The organism is Paenibacillus anseongensis (genome assembly GCF_009757995.1).
GTDB lineage: Bacteria > Bacillota > Bacilli > Paenibacillales > NBRC-103111 > Paenibacillus_E > Paenibacillus_E chondroitinus.
This window is the reverse complement of record NZ_WSEM01000015.1, coordinates 181,263-198,012: the sequence shown is the minus strand read 5'-3', so window position 1 is coordinate 198,012 and position 16,750 is coordinate 181,263. Positions and strand designations below refer to the sequence as shown.

Sequence of the window (16,750 nt, the reverse complement as noted above, 5' to 3'; positions counted from 1 at the left end):
CGGTTGTTTTTGAAGATGCTTGTTTCATTCAACAACAAAAGAAAAAGAGGAAGGCCTTTATTTAAAGTGCTGACAGAGCACCTTCACGGCGTCATCGGCAATAATCGTCTTCCCATACTCTTCAAGCACCGCTTGTGTAACGGAAGCAGCTTCCCCGAATTCGGACAGGACCGCGATTAACGCTTGGTACTTCGTATCTTCAAGGTCAACAGGTTCTAGTTGTAAAATATATTTCCCTTTGTAGGAATAAAGGGTACCGCCTTCAATAAGAAGCGGATTGATTACTTTGGAGACACGCAGCAGATCTTCAAAATCACGGAACGCATAGGAGACTAAATCGCTTTGTTCAAGCGTTACTTCCATCTCATACACTTCTTCAGCTTCATGATCATCATACGAATCTGAATTCGCATACAAATCAAGCTTGCCTCTTGTTACAATGACAACCATTCCCTGGGCTGGCAGTGCAAACACCTCAACAGCTAGAGGTCCGGACGGGTCAAATCCGAGCTCTGAATAGGCTTGATCCATCATTTCACTGAATAGTTCGTGTACTTTGGGGATTTCTCTCCACATGTCGTCCTTTTGAATTCCGCGTTCAGTTAAGTCATCGAATGTTAGGAAAATCCGTATCTTATCCTGACTTAAGCGTTCTATTTTCATGATAGGATCCTCCTTTGAGCCTTCCGATTGGAAAGCTTGCATCGAAAGCATGGTCATCTTATTAAAACAGAATATGATAAAAAAATAAAAATGTGAACCTTGAAGTAAGATTTGGACAAGTATTCTTTTATCGTTTTCACCTACCATGTTAACACTATTTGATTCCAATTGCACGCGCAAGTTATGTATAAAAGAAAAAGCACAGCCGGCCCCGTGGGTTTGCCTGACTGTGCCTGTAGTGAGAATTTATTGAATTGTCGACGTATTTTCTTTGTTGGCTTGCAAAATTTCGTTAACTGTCACACTCAAATGCGGATCTTCTTTCACGATTTTTTCCACCTGGCCGAGCCCTCCGCTTGAGTTTGCGCTTGAGTTAGCACTCGAATTGGTGCTTGTACTTGAGAAATTCCGGACCGGTGAATCGCCAAATGATTTGCTCGCAAAGGTATCTTTCGCCTTATCCACTACCTTCCCCATCGATTCACTGGAAGAGCTGAACGCGGAGAACAACATGGATTTACTTTTGCGATTCAGGTATACGACCGCTGCCGCTCCGGCAATGCCACCTAACAAGAAAGTACCTATTTTCATTGGGTCTCCCTCCATGTTAATTTAGTATGAATCCTTCATAGGTTGCGCGAGTTGAAGAAAGGGCATACGCCCAAACAAGAGGAAAACAAAGGAGATATGTTCTGGAAGAAATGTGGTACTATAAGGAGAGACATAAGAAGTTAATTTGCCTGAGGAGAACGAGAAATGACTAACAAAGCCAGTGTCCTGTTGATCAGCATGATGATATTCCTAACGGCCTGCAGTGAAAGCCAACCGGCTAAGAGCCCAGTTTCCACAGCCAGTGCGACACCAACAACGGCAGCTACGACAGCTGCTAGCCCTACTCCTACGGCGGCACCTACCCAAACACCAGCTCCCACACTTACGCCGGAGCCAACGAAAGCAGTCCCGCAAGAAGTGAAGAAGGACTATCATATGAACAAAAACTATGATATCGTCCCCAATGACCCTAACGGAAACAAAAAAATTATTCTCCTGACTTTTGATGATGGACCCAAAGAGAAAGAGATGAATCAATCGTTAATCGACATCCTCAAAAAACATAACGCGAAAGCGATTTTCTTTTTCAATGGCTACCGAATTAAGCAAAAACCCGAACTCGTTAAGCTCGTCCATGAAAGCGGCAATGTCATCGGCAACCATGCTTGGGATCATGACAATATGAAAGACATGCCCAATGCCAAAATTGATCAGCAAGTGGACGATGTTCAAAAAGCGATTACAGACTTGACGGGGCAAGCTCCGCAATTTTTCCGCCCGCCATTTGGTTCGGGAAATGACTATTTGAAAGCCAAAATTAAAGCTAATCATATGCTCTATATGACTTGGTCAAACGGTTCATTGGATTGGGAAATGACCAATCAAAAAAATGATCCGAACAAAGTCATTGAGAATGTCATGAAGCAGCTGCATGGCGGCAGCAATATTCTGATGCATGAATTACCTTGGACGGTCAAAGCCCTGGATACCCTCCTGACGCAGTTAGAGGAGAAAGGGTATTCGTTCGTCGATCCCAATGCCATTGAGCTCGAAATGCGATAAAAAAAAAGCTTTGCAGCCCTTTTTCCTAACACAAAAGGGCATGCAAAGCTTTTTCTATTAATAGCTGATATTGACCGTTTTCGAGCTTTCCACATAGGTGACTTTCGCTCCAAGCGCTTCCGACAATAGCCGAACCGGGATCATCGTTGTTTCATTCACCAACTTGGCCGCGGCCCCTGTTTGATGCTCCACCCCATTTAAGCTATACGCATCACGGTTTGTATAGAACATGATCGTTTTGTCTTTTTTCTTATAAACCGCAGCCTTCAGCTTATCGTCCCACTCCACCGTTGCACCAAGTGCCGCGGCAAGATCTCGAATATATAGAAACGAAGTACCCTCTTGAATATAAGGCTTCTGTTTCATCGTATATGGAATGAGGTCAAGAACATATTTATCGCCGGACAAGGCGAAGGAAACGGTATGATTTCTATTAAGCCCGAAATTGCCCATTTGCAGGACATAAGAAGCCGGATCACTATGCAGTTTTAGCACACCTAATCCTTCCCGCGGCTCTGTGCGGAATGTCCATTCCTTGTCGTAAGACTTGGTACTGCCATCCTTCATTGTTGCTGTCAGTTTAACTTTCGCTTCATAGGTCGTATCCAACGTTAGCGGCTTAGAAGGCATCAGGATAACTTCTGTACTCAAATGATCGTCTGTGCTAGGTTCATTTTTCAGCAGGCTGACCGGTTGGCCACTTTCATCCTTTAATTCTGCCTCGTCCAAACTCACCTTTTTCACGTCCGGCCCATTGATTGAAGCCATGATCGGATAGCCGACCGGATAGGCCTCTTCAGCATGAATACGAATCGGATCTGGCGTTTCGTGTCCATCAAAGACGGTTGGCACATAAACGTCGTTGCTTCCTGGCGAAACAACAAGTTCAGGTGCTGCACCATCTGAGAATCCAAATTCAATCACATGATACGCTCCTACTCGGTAAACACCTATTTCGACAAGACCAGGGACCATGAATGGCGTTCGATGATAAGGCGCATCAAACAAACTATCAATGGCTTCAACGAGCGAAACCTGATTGTAAGCAACATCCTCGCTGCTCGCACGAGCGTATCCGATAAATTGCGAGCGTTCTCTTAATGACTTTCCGATATAGCCTGGCAGGGCCGGATCCTCATCATGCAGGGAAACTGCCGTTTTGATCGGATCGATTTTGTTTTGCGACAAATATTGCGCATGCTTCTGAGCCGCTAGATTCAGGGCATCACTGAATTTTACTTGGGGCAAGCCCATTTTGAGACGATAATCATTAATCGCCTGCAAACCTGCTTGCTGCTCCTGACTTGTCTCCGAAGATAGCTTGGCAGCACCTTGTACCACGGTAAAACTCCAATTCATTTGAACAGGATCATAACCGTCAAATTTAAAAGACAAACGGGCTGAATATGTGCCAGGTGCCAAATCTTCCTTTGGTTGATATACATATTTAACAGAAACAGGATCGTAAGTAGCTTGCACTTCCTGATCATTGAGATAAAAATGATAGCTGTCTGGCGTTTTCCCTTCACTTAACTCTAAATCCACCCCGATATCCGGTCTCAATAAGCCTACATTTCCCTGCGGATAAGCCAAATACCCATAGGAAAACGCGTAAGACGGCTTTGACGGCCAAATGAAACTGGATAATAAAACAAAAAGCGCAGCTATTATTTTGACAGAAGTAGTCCATTTTCTTCTCGCTTGAATCGCATTCATTGCAACTAAATCCTCCCATGACAAAATGAGCCCATAAAAAAGAAGCTATGAATCTATCATAGCTTCTCTATTTACTTAACACAAACTTAACTCAACTGGCATATTTTACGAATAGTTCCTAATCCCCCATATTGTTAAACTAATGACAAGAATTACAAATAACCACAGCAATGTAACATAAAATATTTGGGTCCATTTTCCCCGTTCAGAGGGATGCACTGCTTTCCGCGGCGGTAAATAGGTGTCATCTTCCTCCATTTCAATCGTCCTTCGTTGAGAACGAGAAGGCATTTTTCCCTCTGCATTCATGTGCTCTGTTCTTCCTCCTCCTTACCAAAACGAAGTATGCATCCCATGACAAAGTCAATGATGAAATGGGCAATAATAGGCGTCCAGAGGCTCCCCGTTTGTAAATAAATCCAGCCGAGGCCGTAGCTTATACTAAACACCATCCCTGTCATGAGCCAATGCTGCAAATAGCGGATATGAATCGCCGCGAACAATATACTGGTCCAATAAGGGCCCCAGGCATGCTGAATAGCTCCGCGAAAGAGTACTTCTTCGCATATGGCAACAATAAATGAAATGAGCGCGATATGCCAGATCGGACGCCGCCCGAAAATCATCTCATTGATTCCGCCGTCATCAGACACTTCTTTGGGCACCCACCTTGAGATTAACATATCAATCCCAAGAACGGCTATTGCAAATAAAGTCCCCCAAATCGGGATTTTCCAACCGCCCTGAATCGTGAACATGGAAATAAAGTTATGATTGCTCTGAAAAAAAATGATGATAATTCCGATAATAAGCGTAAGCACTTGGGTTATGTACAGATTGAGCAGTAAAGTTCGGTCATTGAGATCATTCACATCGACTTTTCCGAAGCGGATATTCTTAAAATCGAATTTTTTCATAGATGCAGCCTCTTTCCTCACATATTCCCTTTTATACCTATTTCACCTATACTAAGTTAAAAGAAAAAGAGAGAATAAGGAGCTTGATTATGGATAAGCGTCTTACCCGCACTGATTATTTATTTGCCCTCATGTTTATCTTTATGCTTGTTTGTATCCTTGGCGCCTTCTTCTACGGATTGAAAATCGGGCAGGAAAAATCGGATCAGAAATACGAGAAAATATTGCACGCTGACAAAGCAGTTGCTCAAGAATATGGGGCCTACGACCAGCAAGTTCTCGTTTCTTATTACCATACCATCTTTTTGCCCTTTAGGGAATTTCAGAATAAATGGTTTGAATTAATGAGTCAAATCGAAGCCGGCAATTCAACCGTCGATGCCTCGGCCGTTCTCAAAGAATTGAGCAAGCTGGCTGACGAGAAATATACCGCCCTCCAAAGCAAAAATATGCCGGCGACCTCGCCGCTTCTCGTCCAATCCCATCAAGGATATCTCAAGAGCTTGAAGCTCTTTGCGGATACATTGAAAGGATATCAGAGCAAAGCCAATGGGCTAAGCGGACCACAGCTGCTTGATGCTATTCAAAAAGATGCTTATTTCGTAGAAGCCAAAACACAAGCGCTAACAGCTCAGAAAAATTACTTTGATTCTATTGTTGCATGGAATGGCACAATCGATCCTGATATTGAAAACTTCGACCCTAACAATAATGCGAACTTAGATCAATGGCGTGCAATGAATCTAAATGTCAAAAATCTGTACATCACAGCAAAATTGCTGAAAAACAAATCGTTTGCTCCCTTTTACCCACAGGATTTGACGATTCGTATAGATGAATTTATCGCCTCCGGAGAAGCCAAGAAACTGAACGTGAATGATGTCAATCAAACGATGGACCTTCTGCTTAGTACGAATGCCGTTCGATCCGGCGATTTTGTGAAAGGCAAAGCCAAATGGTATGCGAACGAACCGCTGCCACAGCTCCCTTTCTTCTCGGATGTCACTTAAACGAATACATAACATGAGCAAAAAGGAGTTAAGCGGCCTCAAGGTGCTTAACTCCTTATTGGTGCCAATAATGAAGCTCAGTCGTATTGAAATCCACGTAGCATCCCAACTGCTGCCATTCCACCGTCAACATTAATAACGCGCTCTATGCCGTTCTCTTGCAAATACTCAGCAACCCGATAGCTGCGCACGCCATGTGCACATACGAGATAAATGTCCTGATCTTCCGGCAGTTCGCCTAAACGATGGGGGATTTGTCCCATTGGGATCAGTTTGGCTTCATCCAGATGATAATAATCCCATTCATGGGGTTCCCTCACATCGATAATGATGCTATCCTTCAATGTCCGTTGATCCAATGCTTCAACAAACTTCTGTGGGTGAATACTGGCAATCTCCACTAGAGCACTTCCTTTCTTACCTGCTGCAATGCAATACCTATTTATCCAGTACAATAGCGAAAATCGTAGTAAAATTCAAGCAAAAATACCATTGCTTTCTGAGGATCCTTGCTTTAAAATAAACAAAAATGCTTTCGCATCGTTGTCAAATATGGCTTTCATGTGAATTTGATGAAAATGATTCGACATGTATTGACACGATTTCAACAGCATGGTAATCTAATGAAAATTCTATCACAGTAAAGCGTTGACGGAGCCAAGCAAGTAAAGTAGTTTTCAGAGAGCCGATGGTTGGTGCGAATCGGTAGCGAACATTTTGCGGAGCACTCCAGAGTTATTGCATTGAACGAAAGTAGATGCAATCGGAACAGGAACACGTTACAGTTCCAGGTCGCAAGACCGATTGAGGCTTCTCATGCGAATGGGCAGCGAACTAGGGTGGTACCACGAAAGCAATCTCTCGTCCCTTTGGATATAGACATCCGTGTCTGTTCCGGAGGGTTGGGAGTTTTTTTTATGTTCATATTCTAAGGAGGTTCGAATGATGTACAAAGTTCTAGTATCCGATCCAATTAGTGACATGGGAATTCAAATGCTTTATGATGCAGCTGACGTTGAAGTGGTAAAACAAACGGGTCTATCCGAAGATGAGCTTGTTGCCATCATTGGCGAATATGATGCTCTCCTGGTTCGCAGCCAAACGAAAGTAACAGAGAAAATTATGAGTGCGGGGTCAAAATTAAAAGTAATCGGCCGCGCTGGTGTGGGCGTCGACAACATTGATCTCGAAGCTGCAACAAAACGCGGTATTATTGTTATCAATGCACCAGACGGCAATACAATTGCAACTTGCGAGCTTACTTTTGCCATGATGATGTCTACAGCTCGTATGATTCCACAAGCCTATAAGAAAACAGTCGGCGGCGAATGGGACCGCAAATTTATCGGTGTTGAGCTTCGCAACAAAACACTCGGTATCCTCGGAATGGGACGTATCGGGAGTGAAGTAGCAAAACGTGCGAAAGTATTCGGTATGGAAGTTATCGGGTATGACCCGTTCTTGACAGAAGAGCGCGCTGAGAAACTGGGCGTTAAGCTTGGCACTGTTAATGAAATCGTAGCGAAAGCCGACTTCATCACGGTTCACACACCACTTACGCCAGAAACACGTCACTTAATTTCCAAGCCTCAATTCGAGATCATGAAACCAGGCATGCGCCTGATCAACTGTGCTCGCGGCGGAATTATTGACGAAATGGCGATGGTTGAAGCTATCGATCAAGGGATCGTAGCTGGTGCTGCTTTTGACGTATTCGAAGTAGAACCTCCGCAGAAGGATCACCCGTTCTTGAACAATCCAAAAGTAATCGTAACTCCTCACCTTGGTGCTTCTACGATTGAAGCGCAAGAAAACGTGGCGATTGACGTTTCTGAAGAAGTTCTTCATATCCTGCGCAACGAGCCGTTCAAAAATGCGGTTAACTTGCCGCCAGTACCGGCAAATGTTTTGAACAAACTTCAACCTTACTTCGGACTTGGCGAAAAGATCGGTTCGATTCTGGGCCAAATCGCGCAAGGCGCTGTATATGAAATTGTCGTCAATTATGCAGGCGATCTCGTTGATGTAGATACAAGCCAATTAACTCGTTACATTGTTAAAGGTGTTTTCGAGAACCAATTGGAAGGCATCAACATCGTCAACGCGATGCACTTGGCTAAATCACGCGATGTGAACATCGTTGTTCAAACTTCAAATACATCCAGCTCTTTCACAAACCTTGTAACAGTTACCGTAAAAACAAAACAAGAAGAAAAAACGCTTGCTGGAACTTTGCTTTCCGGTTATGGCGAACGTATCGTGCGTATCGATCAATATCCGGTTGACTTCTCTGCTGAAGGAAACCTGCTGCTTATCTCCCACAATGATAAACCAGGGATCATCGGTCGCGTAGGAACACTGCTTGGAAGCAACAACGTGAACATTGCAACGATGCAAGTAGGTCGTAAAGTGATTGGCGGTTCCGCGATCATGGTTCTGACAATCGACAAATCGGCTCCAGCTGAAGTGTTGGCAGAACTGTCGACCCAAGCCGAAATCGTGAATGTTCGTGCGCTTAAAGTATAAAGCACTCGCTTAAAGGTACAAAGTGTTTCACGAACAACAAGATTTTGTCTGAATATTCTACAAAATGAAAGGCGTTTGCTGTGAGTTTTCACAGCAAACGCCTCTTTTGTGTCGAATTTGTGACATTAATTGGGTTCACAAGGCAGTATAATCGTGAACGTTGTTCCTTGCCCCAGAACACTTTGGGCTGTAACGATGCCGAAATGCGATTCTATAATATTTCTAACGATGGCAAGACCCAAGCCTGTTCCTCCCGATGAACCGCGCGTACGGGCTTTATCGGCTTTGTAGAACCGTTCGAAGATGAACGGCAGGTCATTGGCAGGTATCCCCTGCCCCTGGTCGGAGACCTCAATGCGTATTGCGGGCTTATTCTTATACTTAGCCCGCTCCGCTTTCACGGCAATACTGGCCCCTGAGGCCGTATGCCGGAAAGCATTATCGAGCAGGTTCGTCAGCACCTGCTCGAGCCTGTCCTCATCCCCTCGTTCGAGGATGAGGGGCTCATCCGGCAGCGCCATGCTTAGCGCGATGCCACGCTCTTTGGCCAGCACCGAAAACTTGCGGTGCATGCGCCGGATCAGGGAGTCGACTTCGACCTCCCTGAATACCAGCTCGAGATGGCCGGCCTCCATCCGCGCCAGATCGAGCAGGTCACGGACGAGGCGTCCCATGCGGAGCGACTCATCGTGGATGACCTGCACAAGCTCCATGCGCTCTTCCGGCGTGGTGGGGATATCATCCAGCAGGGCTTCACTATAGCCCTGTAGCATCGAGATCGGCGTACGCAGCTCATGCGAGACGTTCGCCACAAAATCTTTGCGCAGCTTGTCGAGGAGCTCTTCCTCCGTCACATTACGGAGAACCGCTACCGCGCCGCGGACCTCTTCGCTTTGCTCGCTCATGTATAACGGCGTCATCGCAACAGACCATACGCCGTTCTGCACATGGAGCTTGGTTGCGGCTTCCGATGATTCGTCCACAACCGCTTCAAAAAGCGGAATCAGCGGGACGGGAATCGGAACCAGGAACGGATTGCTGTAGCTGGTCAATCCCCAATCACCGAGCGCTGTATCAGGCTTACGATAGCGTTTGGTCTCCTCATCATCCTCCGACCACTCGATGGTGCTCCACTCCTGCACGATTTTCTCACCTTGCGGATTCGTCAGCATAACAGAACCATTCGCATCCAAAGTGATTACCGCATCGGTCATACTGTGCAAAATGCTGGATAAGTGCTCTTTCTCTTGGGAAAGCTCACGGATGCTTTCCTGCATTTTCTCTCCCATATGGTTAAACGTCTTGGCCAATTCACCGATTTCATCCTTGGAAATAATAGGTACTCTGGTCCCGTATTCTCCTCTGGTGATGAAATCCGCCGCTTTTTTCAACTGCTGAAGCGGCCTTGTAATTTTGGCGAACAGGAAGAAGGCAAAAAAGGTTGTCATTAGAAAACCAACAATGGACACATAGATAAACAATCTGAGCATGTAAGACTGTGTCGCTTCAAGAGATTGCAAGGATTGATAAATAATCGTCGCTCCAGCGATGCTGCCCTGCAAATTTTTCAGCGGAACAGCTACAACCAGATACTCTTCACCGGCTTTTAAACGGCCAATTTTGGACTTGTTAATTGATTTGTCAATGGTTTCACCGGCAAATACACGTTGTAGTTCAGCATCCGTATACAGATCCTTGGCGTGGAAACCACCTAACGTATTTCCCAGGGTGGATGGCAACGTCATTTCCTTCATATCCTTGGAAATCACCAGCATTTTCGCATCCTGAAAACCTAGTAGTTCATTGCTCAACTGATAAAACTGTTCATTATACATATGATGAGAGGCTTCTTCTGAGAAATTCCGAGCAAGCTTCTCAATATTGGCGGTTTGATCCTTGGCTTGGGAGAAATAATTTTCCATATAATTGACAAGAAAAAGACCTAGTATGAGCAGTACTACCCCAACTAGGCCAATGATGGTCAACCAAAGCTTACCTACGACGCTTCTGAATATAAACACGTTATTTAGGCACCTCTAGCTTATAGCCTACTCCCCACACGGTCGTAATCATCGCAGCAGCATCCGGGGAAACTTTGTTTAATTTTTCGCGGAGTCTTTTCACATGGGTATCGACCGTCCGCAAATCTCCAAAAAATTCATAGTTCCAAACATCCTTCAAAAGCTCCTCACGTGAGAACACTTTATCCGGTGACACAGCCAAATAATGCAGCAGTTCGTATTCTTTTGGCGTCAACGCCACTTCCTGGCCACCTGCCGTTACACGATGGGCATCATGTTCAATGATCAGGTTTGGAAACACGATATTGTTGCTTGAGCTTGCATCCTTAGACAGATAGGCCGTCGCTGAGGAACGGCGCAAAATGGCTTTAACCCGGTAAATCACTTCGCGTGGAGAGAACGGCTTCACGACATAGTCGTCCGCACCCACTTCAAATCCGCTGACACGGTTCGTTTCCTCCCCTTTGGCGGTCAGCATAATGACAGGCGTAGATTTCACCTGGCGAAGACGCGCACACACTTCAATTCCATCTATTCCTGGGAGCATTACATCAAGAAGCACCAGATCATAGTCCGTTTCTGTCGCCATGCGCAGAGCGTTCTCTCCATCCTCTGCTTCTTCAATGATATAGCCCTCTTTTTCTAAATACATGCGGAGCAGTCTCCGAATTCGTTCTTCATCATCAACAACGAGTATGCTAGCTTTCATTTCCATGGAGCTTCACATCCTTATCTAAATTAAGTTCGATTTGATTTATACACCTGCATAGGAGTGCAGCCCAGCGATAACAAGGTTTACCCCAACTAACGTAAACATAACCACGATAAAACCGATAACGGTTAACCAAGCTGACTTCTTGCCTTGCCAGCCTTTGGACAACCGAAGATGTAAAAATACGGCATAAAATAACCAAGTAATCAGTGCCCACACTTCTTTGGGATCCCAGCCCCAGAATCGTCCCCACGCTTCCTGAGCCCAAATCATCGCAAAAATCAATGCGCCCAATGTGAAAATCGGGTAGCCGATGGCAATAGCGCGATAACTGATTTCATCGAGATCCTCAGGATCCATCCCTTTCACGATAGGGCCAATAGCAGCCCCTAACGGTTTGCGGGCTATCAGTCGAGCCAGCCAATAAAGGACTAGACCTCCAAGAACGGACCAAATTACCGTGTTCAACTTACGCCCCGCGCTTGCGCCTTCCATCCAGGACGGTGCTGTAAATAGCGGTTCCTTCATGCCCAAGAACGGCTTCATTTCAACAACTTTCGTATCATAAGGCTTCACAATTGGCGGCAGAACGAAAGTCTCTTCTTGAGTGCTCGTTTGCTGCTGCCCTTGCGCATCCATAACCGTCACTTCTTTGGAGAATACAGCTTTATAGCCCGAACCGTTAAATGTAAAAATAGAAGCAATAAAAGCGATTAGCATTAGGATAAAAAAGAGTGTTAGCTCTACGCCTCTTTGTTCACGCTTATCTGTTTGGGTGGTGCCTTTAAAGTCCACGGCACGCAGGAGATACATAAGTCCGCCAGCAAAACCGACTCCGAAGAAGGCTTCGCCGGTTGCCGCTGTCGTTACATGGATCTTCAGCCAGTAACTTTGCAGTGCCGGAATCAGAGGCTGAACCTCGCTTGGGAAGACAGAGGCATATGCAATGATAATAAAACCGATCGGCAATGCGAAAACACCAAGTACAGGCGTTCGATAAATGAGATAGACGATCAAGAAAGCGAACATGATCATCATCCCGAGGAAGGTCATGAATTCGTACATATTCGAAGTCGGAATGTGATTCCCTTCCGCCCATCTTGTAAAGAAGAATGTCACTTGGCAAGCAAATCCGACAACAGAGGTAAGGAAGGCTACGAAGCCCCACTGTTTCTGATGCTGCTCCGGATCACGATTGCTCCACTTTTTCCCGGTAATCGAGAGGACGAAAAGCAAAAATGCTGCCAGGTAAACGAAAAATGCGATAAGTAAAAAGGTGCTGCTGACTGAATTGACATTCACCCCTGGTTCCCTCCATTGTCTAATGATTTCGGCAGTATGTCCAAATTATTTTTCTTTAAGGCTGCTGCAACCTCATTGCGTAAGCCGAACCAGTTTTTGTTCGTATGTCCGCCGAGCGTAAGTTTACCTTGGTCGATGCGAATCCAGATACGGCGATGCTGCCAGTAGAAGCCCATAATGACCCCAATCATGAAGATCGCAGATCCTACCCAGATATAAGGCATTGCTTTGTCAACACGAATGTTAAGGTAAGTCGTATAGTTGGCAAACTGGACGCCTTCCATAGTCCCAACGGCAATCTTTAGCTTCTGGCTGATCGCACCGTTAATCGTATCTTGGGAGAACGCTTCTTTGTCAATTTGTCTTGGGAAATACAAATACGGTTCACCATTGGCCGCCAATCCCGGACCTGTGATGCTAAAAATAAATGCCGGAGCTTTCGGCTCATTCGACTTGGAGATAGGTTGTCCTTTCTCTAGCCCAAACTCAGGGAAGAACCCTTTTAAAGTCAGCTTATAAGGGCCAACTTGATAAACATCCTTCGGATTATTCATCGGCAGATCGAAGCTTCCATACGTTTCACCTGTTGCAGGATTGCTAAGTGTTGGTTTGACTGAAATCAGGAGCGGTGTGGCTTTGTAGTCAAATTGATACGCTTGCAAGCCTTTATAATCCAGAGGATGATTCACCAGAATATTGGCTTTATGCACTTCTTCTAAAACCGGCTCTTTCGTTGAATCGTCACAATTCGCCGAGCAGTGATACAAGACAGCCTGTGTTTCATACGTTTTGGGAACGATTTGTCCCTTGGACTTTATGCTTTCTGGCAAATCTTTTTCGTCATAAAGCTCTAACGTAAATTTTTCATTTTTTATAAAATAAGAAGTATGGGGGATGGCTTTGGTTTCACCTTCCAAAATACCCATATACTCATCCATATGCCAGCCCGGGATGCTTCTCATCAAGACACCGATCAGAAAAATAATAAGGCCAATGTGGTTAATATATGGGCCCCAACGGCTGAAACGGTATTTCTCGGCAAGCAGTGCCGTCCCATCTTTATGTATGCGGTAATTTTTTTTGCGTAAAATCACGCCGAGCTTATCGGTCCATGCTTCCTCATCTGTACCTGACGGCAAGTCGGTCACTAGGGTCACCTTTTGCCGGGTCAAGAAATTGAGATGCTTGCGGATTTGCTGCTTGGATAATGCGCGGTAGAGCGGCAAAACACGATCCAAACTGCAGATGACAAGCGACGTCCCGATCATAAATAGCAAGGTGATGAACCACCATGAGCTGAATGTGTGCGAGAGTCCAAGAAAATGATAAATTGTTCCCAGTTTCCCGTACGTTTCCGAATAATATTGCGCAGGATCCATATCCAAAAATGTGTTTTCCTGCGGATATATCGTGCCAACGGCAGAAGCTAGCAAGGTGATGAAAATAATCCATACCGCTATTTTAACCGAGGAGAAGAAATTCCAGACTTTATCTAAAATTGAGGGGTTCGATTTCTGCGAGCGGCGGGCCATACCGTCATAGCGCATTTCAAGTATATCTCTGCCATCCGTATCGATCAGCGGATTGCCGCAGGATTCACAGAGCGTAGTTCCTGTGGGGTTCTGATGCCCACAATCGCATTTGGTGTTGTAGAACATGATGACCTCCTGAAAACTCTAAGCATTCACTTCTATTAAGACTTAACGGCAAGCTTCGATAGCGTTTCATCGACAAAAGCTTCGGTCATTTGCCCAATTTTTTTGACGGCTACTTTGCCGTCTGCGCCGATAAAGAAGGTCGTCGGATAGTCCATTACGCCATATTGCTTGCGCACAACTTCTTTCGCATCCAACAGTACAGGCATGTTCAAGTTATACTGATCCATGAAGCCTTGAACGGTCACTTTGTTTTTGTCGACATTTACTTCCAGGAAAATAACGCCTTCTTTGCTCCATTTGTCATACTGCTTTTGCAGCGCAGGCATTTCTTCCTTACACGGCGGACAAAAAGTGCCCCAGAAATTAATTAAAACCGGCTTTCCCTTGTATTCCGATAACTCATGTGTCTTGCCATCTAAGCCGACTAATGAGAAGTTCGTCGCTTTGTCGCCAACTTGGGGGTATTTTTTACTGTCAGAAGCCGACAAATTCGTAATAATGGTAAACACGCCAATAATAAGCACGATCGCAAAGATCCCGATCTGTACCCATTTCTTTCTTGCACCCACGATTAATCACCTTCACTTTTTCTTTAGCTATGTTAGATTTTTCACATAGGGTAATACCTTTATTATAACGAAAAGAAGGCCAATTCTTATTGGCCTTTTTGAACGTTATGTGTCTTGAGAGCCTCGTTCCTAAGCTCTTCAACCTCTTTGGGCGTCAAGTGGCGAAACTTCGCTCTTGGCAAGCCTGTAAGAAAGATTGGACCGAATTTAATCCGTTTCAAACGAATCACCGGGAAGGAAATCGCCTCAAACATCCGTCTGACTTGCCGATTCCTGCCTTCGTAGATCGTGATCTGAATGACGGACTCATTCTTCTCTAAATTCACATCCGCATACTCAACCTCAGCCGGCGCTGTCATCCCGTCTTCTAACTGTATGCCCGTTTTTAGCTTGTCTAATAACGTCCCGTGCGGCACTCCTTTGACAGTTGCTTGATACGTCTTCGGCACATGATGCTTAGGATGCGTGAGCAGATGAGCAAATTCCCCGTCATTGGTTAAAATGAGCAAACCTTCCGTATCATAATCCAATCGTCCGACCGGATACACGCGTTCTTTGATTCCTGGCAAGAAGTCTGTAACTACTTTACGTCCCTCAGGGTCCGTCGCGCTTGTAATGACACCCTTCGGTTTATGTAAAATCACATAAATCTTCTTTTGTTGGCCGATAGCTCGTCCATCGACTCTGATTTCATCCTCAGCCGGGTTCACCTTCACGCCAAGCGTTGTGACAACTTCACCGTTCACTTGTACACGCCCCGCAGTGATGATTTCTTCACATTTCCGGCGGGAGGCGACCCCCGCTTCGGCTAATACCTTTTGCAGTCTTTCCATTATCCGCTTTCACCTCAAGCTAATGATAACGGAGTTGACTGCAAATCACAAGAGCGCCGGCTCAGCTAAACACTAAATAGCAGATGACAATCGATGCAACGAAGCCGACAATATCTGAAATAAGCCCTACCTTCAAAGCATACCCTGCCTTACGAATGCCAATGGCTCCAAAATACACCGTAATTACATATAAAGTTGTATCCGTGCTGCCTTGAACGGTAGAAGCGATTCGGCCAATCATCGAGTCCGGACCAAATTGTTCAATCAAATCGGTCGTAAATGCGAGCGAACCCGCTCCGGTGATCGGCCGTAAAATCGCCAGCGGCAGCACTTCGGTAGGGACACCAATGCTTTCAAAGAAAGGCCGCATCCAGCCGATTAACAAATCCATCGCCCCCGAAGCGCGGAAGACGGAAATGGCGACCATCATGCCGACCAGATGCGGAATGATTTTGATCGCCGTATCAAAGCCCTCTTTGGCGCCATCAACGAACGATTCATAGACAGGCACTTTGCGATAAGCCGCATATAAAGGGATGAACACGATCATGATGGGAATAGCCCATGCAGAGATGAGCGAAACGAAGGCATACATGCGGAATCATCCTTTCAGCGGAGGGATGGGAGAGCGAGACCTTCGGTACCATCGGTCCACAAAAATAGCAACGGCCGTCGAGATGATCGTAGCAATCAGCGTCGTACCCACGATTTCCGCAGGATTGACGGAATTGTAATTCATGCGTATGGCAATTAACGTTGTAGGAATTAACGTGATGCTTGACGTATTCAACGCAAGCAACGTACACATCGCTGTACTTGCCGTGTCTTTATCCGCATTCAACTTCTGCAGCTCTTGCATGGCCTTAATGCCCATCGGCGTTGCCGCATTGCCCAGACCAAGAATGTTGGCGCTCATGTTCGACATGATATAACCGATAGCCGGATGGTTTTTGGGGACGCTTGGGAACAAAAATCGCACCGCAGGCTGCAGCAATCTGGCAAGCTTGCTAAGCAGGCCGGCATCTTCGGCAATTCGCATCATTCCCATCCAAAAAACGAGCACGCTAATGAGTCCGAAGCAAACCGTCACACCGCTTTTTGCGCCATCGAAAGCAGCTTGCGTCACGGCTTCAACATTCCCATTCAAAGCAGCAACAACGAAGCCGATGACGATAAAAAACAACCAAATCCAATTCACCATATCGATGG

The 16,750-nt window shown here is 45.6% G+C and carries 16 protein-coding genes and 1 other annotated feature; of the genes, 3 read left to right on the top strand and 13 right to left on the bottom strand.

The genetic code is table 11. The features are described from left to right. Window positions 1–57 precede the first annotated feature (57 nt). Both GON05_RS15790 and GON05_RS15785 read right to left on the bottom strand, forming a co-directional pair. Complete coding sequence (locus GON05_RS15790; RefSeq protein ID WP_127451207.1) at window positions 58–663, bottom strand: genetic competence negative regulator; 606 nt, start codon at window positions 661–663, stop codon at window positions 58–60. Window positions 664–909: 246 nt separating this feature from the next. Continuing rightward, complete coding sequence (locus GON05_RS15785) at window positions 910–1,254, bottom strand: hypothetical protein (protein WP_157319978.1); 345 nt, start codon at window positions 1,252–1,254, stop codon at window positions 910–912. 165 nt (window positions 1,255–1,419) lie between these two features. On the opposite strand from GON05_RS15785, the gene GON05_RS15780 reads away from it, so the two are divergent. Continuing rightward, window positions 1,420–2,277, top strand: coding sequence for a polysaccharide deacetylase family protein (locus GON05_RS15780; protein ID WP_157319977.1), 858 nt, complete (start codon window positions 1,420–1,422; stop codon window positions 2,275–2,277). A 57-nt stretch (window positions 2,278–2,334) separates the two neighbouring features. On the opposite strand, the gene GON05_RS15775 is transcribed toward GON05_RS15780, so the two are convergent. After that, window positions 2,335–3,993: a stalk domain-containing protein gene (locus GON05_RS15775; protein ID WP_157319976.1), complete on the bottom strand. Its 1,659-nt coding sequence runs from the start codon at window positions 3,991–3,993 to the stop codon at window positions 2,335–2,337. 305 nt (window positions 3,994–4,298) lie between these two features. After that, entirely contained in the window at window positions 4,299–4,910 is a 612-nt protein-coding gene (locus tag GON05_RS15770) for a CPBP family intramembrane glutamic endopeptidase (protein ID WP_157319975.1), read from the bottom strand. A gap of 89 nt (window positions 4,911–4,999) precedes the next feature. On the opposite strand from GON05_RS15770, the gene GON05_RS15765 reads away from it, so the two are divergent. After that, a complete protein-coding gene (locus GON05_RS15765; RefSeq protein ID WP_157319974.1) occupies window positions 5,000–5,920 on the top strand; it encodes a hypothetical protein in 921 nt (306 codons plus the stop codon). Window positions 5,921–5,997: 77 nt separating this feature from the next. On the opposite strand, the gene GON05_RS15760 is transcribed toward GON05_RS15765, so the two are convergent. Further along, window positions 5,998–6,321, bottom strand: coding sequence for a rhodanese-like domain-containing protein (locus GON05_RS15760; protein WP_309492308.1), 324 nt, complete (start codon window positions 6,319–6,321; stop codon window positions 5,998–6,000). Between the two features lie 238 nt (window positions 6,322–6,559). Continuing rightward, window positions 6,560–6,792: a binding site (T-box leader), on the top strand. A gap of 73 nt (window positions 6,793–6,865) precedes the next feature. Between GON05_RS15760 and serA the strand changes: the two genes are divergently transcribed. After that, window positions 6,866–8,446, top strand: coding sequence for a phosphoglycerate dehydrogenase (serA, locus tag GON05_RS15755; RefSeq protein WP_157319972.1), 1,581 nt, complete (start codon window positions 6,866–6,868; stop codon window positions 8,444–8,446). A gap of 125 nt (window positions 8,447–8,571) precedes the next feature. Here the strand turns inward: serA and GON05_RS15750 are convergent, their stop codons facing one another. From GON05_RS15750 to GON05_RS15715, 8 genes are all read right to left on the bottom strand, one after another. After that, window positions 8,572–10,467: a HAMP domain-containing sensor histidine kinase gene (locus GON05_RS15750; RefSeq protein WP_181646560.1), complete on the bottom strand. Its 1,896-nt coding sequence runs from the start codon at window positions 10,465–10,467 to the stop codon at window positions 8,572–8,574. Window position 10,468: 1 nt separating this feature from the next. Next, the gene (locus tag GON05_RS15745; protein ID WP_127451191.1) at window positions 10,469–11,182 is read right to left on the bottom strand and encodes a response regulator transcription factor; all 714 of its coding nucleotides are present in this window, start codon (window positions 11,180–11,182) and stop codon (window positions 10,469–10,471) included. A 39-nt stretch (window positions 11,183–11,221) separates the two neighbouring features. Beyond that, window positions 11,222–12,481, bottom strand: coding sequence for a cytochrome c biogenesis protein CcsA (gene ccsA, locus GON05_RS15740; protein ID WP_181646559.1), 1,260 nt, complete (start codon window positions 12,479–12,481; stop codon window positions 11,222–11,224). Then, the gene (gene resB / locus GON05_RS15735; protein ID WP_127451189.1) at window positions 12,478–14,139 is read right to left on the bottom strand and encodes a cytochrome c biogenesis protein ResB; all 1,662 of its coding nucleotides are present in this window, start codon (window positions 14,137–14,139) and stop codon (window positions 12,478–12,480) included. The genes ccsA and resB overlap by 4 nt, the downstream gene beginning before the upstream one ends. Before the next feature lie 35 nt (window positions 14,140–14,174). Next, window positions 14,175–14,708 carry a thiol-disulfide oxidoreductase ResA gene (gene resA, locus GON05_RS15730; protein ID WP_127451188.1) on the bottom strand — a complete coding sequence of 178 codons (534 nt, stop codon included), beginning with the start codon at window positions 14,706–14,708 and terminating at the stop codon, window positions 14,175–14,177. Between the two features lie 86 nt (window positions 14,709–14,794). Further along, entirely contained in the window at window positions 14,795–15,541 is a 747-nt protein-coding gene (locus GON05_RS15725) for a pseudouridine synthase (protein WP_127451187.1), read from the bottom strand. A 61-nt stretch (window positions 15,542–15,602) separates the two neighbouring features. Next, a complete protein-coding gene (locus GON05_RS15720; protein ID WP_127451186.1) occupies window positions 15,603–16,136 on the bottom strand; it encodes a spore maturation protein in 534 nt (177 codons plus the stop codon). A gap of 6 nt (window positions 16,137–16,142) precedes the next feature. Then, on the bottom strand, window positions 16,143–16,742 hold the full coding sequence (locus tag GON05_RS15715) for a nucleoside recognition domain-containing protein (RefSeq protein ID WP_127451185.1): 600 nt from the start codon (window positions 16,740–16,742) through the stop codon (window positions 16,143–16,145). Between the last annotated feature and the right edge of the window lie 8 nt (window positions 16,743–16,750).

Coding starts and splice junctions, on each gene's coding strand:
- GON05_RS15790 (WP_127451207.1), bottom strand. CDS start 663: ATGAAAATAGAACGCTTAAGTCAGGATAAGATACGGATTTTCCTAACA.
- GON05_RS15785 (WP_157319978.1), bottom strand. CDS start 1,254: ATGAAAATAGGTACTTTCTTGTTAGGTGGCATTGCCGGAGCGGCAGCG.
- GON05_RS15780 (WP_157319977.1), top strand. CDS start 1,420: ATGACTAACAAAGCCAGTGTCCTGTTGATCAGCATGATGATATTCCTA.
- GON05_RS15775 (WP_157319976.1), bottom strand. CDS start 3,993: ATGAATGCGATTCAAGCGAGAAGAAAATGGACTACTTCTGTCAAAATA.
- GON05_RS15770 (WP_157319975.1), bottom strand. CDS start 4,910: ATGAAAAAATTCGATTTTAAGAATATCCGCTTCGGAAAAGTCGATGTG.
- GON05_RS15765 (WP_157319974.1), top strand. CDS start 5,000: ATGGATAAGCGTCTTACCCGCACTGATTATTTATTTGCCCTCATGTTT.
- serA (WP_157319972.1), top strand. CDS start 6,866: ATGTACAAAGTTCTAGTATCCGATCCAATTAGTGACATGGGAATTCAA.
- GON05_RS15745 (WP_127451191.1), bottom strand. CDS start 11,182: ATGGAAATGAAAGCTAGCATACTCGTTGTTGATGATGAAGAACGAATT.
- resB (WP_127451189.1), bottom strand. CDS start 14,139: ATGTTCTACAACACCAAATGCGATTGTGGGCATCAGAACCCCACAGGA.
- GON05_RS15725 (WP_127451187.1), bottom strand. CDS start 15,541: ATGGAAAGACTGCAAAAGGTATTAGCCGAAGCGGGGGTCGCCTCCCGC.
- GON05_RS15720 (WP_127451186.1), bottom strand. CDS start 16,136: ATGTATGCCTTCGTTTCGCTCATCTCTGCATGGGCTATTCCCATCATG.
- GON05_RS15715 (WP_127451185.1), bottom strand. CDS start 16,742: ATGGTGAATTGGATTTGGTTGTTTTTTATCGTCATCGGCTTCGTTGTT.